Origin of the sequence: Methylobacterium sp. WL103, from assembly GCF_008039885.1 — a bacterium.
Classification (GTDB): domain Bacteria; phylum Pseudomonadota; class Alphaproteobacteria; order Rhizobiales; family Beijerinckiaceae; genus Methylobacterium; species Methylobacterium cerastii.
The window spans coordinates 1-3,035 of sequence record NZ_VRUX01000517.1 but is presented as its reverse complement, the minus strand read 5'-3'; the positions used below and the strand labels follow the sequence as shown (position 1 = coordinate 3,035).

The following is a 3,035-nucleotide window of genomic DNA, read 5'->3' as shown; positions in this document are numbered from 1 at the left end:
GGCCCGACCCGCGCGGCGCCGGTCGGCCTCAACCTGCGCACGCCCGATCGCGGCGCGAGCCGCCTCGGCCTCACGCCGCTGGAGACCCCCGGCAGCGTCGACATCATCTCCGGCGAGACCGCGCGCTTGCGCGGGCAGGACACGATCGCCGAGGCCGTGACGCAGAACGCCACCGGCATCACCACCATCGCCGCGCCCGGCAACGGCAACGGCGCCTTCACCAGTCGCGGGTTCTCGGGGCCGAACTCGATCCAGCAGCTCTACGACGGCACGCGACTGTTCGTCGGCGCCAACACCGTGACCTTCCCGTTCGACACCTGGAACGTCGAGCGCATCGAGGTGCTGCGCGGGCCGGCCTCGGTGCTCTACGGCGACGGGGCGATCGGCGGCGTGATCAACGTCGTGACGAAGAAGCCGACCTTCACGCCCGTCAACGTGGTGCGGGCCGGGGTCGGCTCGGACGGCATCGCGCGGCTCGCGCTCGATTCCGGCGGCCCGATCGGCGACGCGGTCGCCTACCGCCTCAACGTCAGCGGGAACCGCGCCGGCGGCTGGATGAGCCCGGAGGGCGACTTCCGCAACCTCGCGATCTCGGGCGCGCTCCTGCTGCAGGCGACGCCCGACCTCGCCTTCACCCTGAGTCACGACCTCGGCTACCAGGAGCCGGCGCGCTACTGGGGGACGCCGCTCGTCGAGGGGCGCATCTTGGACCGCATCCGGTTCAGCAACTACAACGTCCGCGACTCCAAGATCACCTGGGCGGACAACTGGACCCAGTTCAAGACCGAGTGGACGCCGAGCGCCGACGTCACAATCCGCAACACCGCCTACCGGCTGCAGAGCCGGCGCCACTGGCTCGACGTCGAGACCTACGCCTTCAACCGCACCACCGGCCTGGTCGACCGGAGCGACTACACCGAGATCTACCATCAACAGGAGCAGGTCGGGAACCGGTTCGACGCCGCGTTCAAGGGCACGCTGCTCGGCTTCCGCAACGACTTCCTGGCCGGCTTCGACGTGAACCACGTCGACTTCCGCCACACCAACAACTTCTCGACCGTGGGGTCCGGGCTCGTCACCAGCGTGCCGCTGGTCGGCTACGATCCGGGGCTGTTTCCGGTGAACGGCCGCGCGAGCCCGGCCTACGCCACCAGCACCGACCAGGCCTCGGTCTTCGCCGAGAACCGGCTGATCCTCTCGGACCGGCTGTCGTTCCTCAGCGGCGTCCGCTTCGACGCCTCGAACCTGCAACGCGAGAACCTCGTGAGCACCGCGCAGTTCGAGAAGGCCTACCAGGGGCTCGGCTACCGCTTCGGGCTGGTGTTCAACCCGACGCCGGACACCGCGCTCTACGCGCAGGTCGCCACCGCCACCGACCCGGTCAACAGCCTGATCACGCTGTCGCAGTCGCTGTCCGGCTTCAAGCTCTCCGCCGGCGAGCAGGTCGAGGTCGGCGCCAAGGGCGTGTTCTGGGACGGCCGGGGCGAGTGGACGCTCGCCGGCTACCGCATCGTCAAGGACAACCTGATCTCGGCGGTGCCGGGCCAGCCGAACGTCGCGACCCAGGTCGGGCGGCAATCCTCCACCGGCGTCGAGGCCGCGTTCTCGCTGCAGGTGACGCCGCTCTGGCGGCTCGACGCCAACCTCGCCCTGCTGCGGGCTCAGTACGACGCCTTCGACCAGACGGTGGACGGCGCGACCGTCTCCTACGCCGGCAAGCAGCCGATCGACGTGCCCGAGCGCGTGGCCAACCTCTGGGTCAACTACGCCTTCGCGCCGCGCTGGGAGGCGCGGGTCGGATTCCAGTATGTCGGCGAGGTGTTCAGCGACTTCGGCAACACCGCGCGGCGCCCGGCCTACGGCCTGGTCAACCTCGGCCTCGACCATCAGGTCACGCCGGCCTCGCGCCTGTCGTTCCGCGTCTTCAACCTGTTCGACAAGGTCTACGCGATCAGCGGCAACGCGGTGGACGGCGTCGGCACGAACTGGCTGCTCGGGCGCCCGCGCTCGGTCGAAGTCGCCTTCACGACGGCGTTCTGAGATGGCGTCCTCCGCACGCGCGTTGGCGAAGGCCGGCAAGCGCTGGCTGCATCTCGGCCACCGCTGGCTCGGCATCGCCACCGGCCTGTTCTTCGCGATGTGGTTCGCGAGCGGCGCGGTGATGATGTACGTCGCCTACCCCACGCTCACCGAGCCCGAGCGCCGCGCCGGCCTGCCCGCGATCGCCTGGGACGCGGTCCGGGTGGAGCCCGACGCGGCGCTCGCCGGCGAAGAGCGCTTTCCCCGGGGCTTAAGCCTGTCGATGCGGGGCGCCGAGCCGGTCTACCGCGTCGTCGGATGGGACGGCGCACGCCGCGCCGTCTCGGCGGTCGACGGGCGCCCGATCGGCCCGGCGACGCCCGACGAGGCGCTCGCCGTCGCGGGGCACGATCCGCGCAGCCGGCACCCGGCGTTCCGCGAGACCGTCGTCTACGACCTGTGGACGGTGCACCAGCGCTACGACGCCGCGCGCCCGCTCCACCGCATCGCGCTCGGCGACCCGGAGGGCACCGAGCTCTACGTCTCGGAGCCGACCGGCGCCGTCGTCCTCGACACCACGCGGCACGAGCGGTTCTGGAACTGGTTCGGCGCGGTCCCGCACTGGCTCTACGTCACGCCGCTGCGGGCGAAGGCCGATCTGTGGCGCATGGTGATCCTGTGGGTGTCCGGGATCGCGGTGGTCTCGGGCGTCACCGGGTTCGCGCTCGGGCTGGTGCGGCTGCGGCTCGCCCGCCGCTATCCCTCCGGCGCGGCGACGCCCTATCGCGGCCTGGCGCGGTGGCACCATGTCGGCGGGCTGGTCGGCGGCTTGGCGCTGCTGAGCTTCGTCGTCAGCGGCTGGCTCTCGATGAACCCGAACCGCTGGTTCTCCCCGTCTGCGCCGACGCAGGCGATGCTGGAGCGCTACGCCGACGCGCCCGGCGCCCGCACCGGGCTCGACCTCGCATCGATCCGCGGCCAAGCCTGCGCGGCGGCGGCGGAGGTGCGCTTCACCT

2 protein-coding genes are annotated in these 3,035 nt (G+C 71.4%); both read left to right on the top strand.

Annotation, left to right across the window (positions count from 1 at the left end; genetic code table 11):
- Positions 1-2,040 (top strand): TonB-dependent siderophore receptor (locus FV222_RS21595; protein ID WP_147815606.1); only part of this gene is annotated, 2,040 nt, incomplete at its 5' end.
- A gap of 1 nt (position 2,041) precedes the next feature.
- Positions 2,042-3,035: PepSY domain-containing protein (locus FV222_RS21590; protein ID WP_147815605.1), on the top strand; the 994-nt coding region annotated here is incomplete at its 3' end.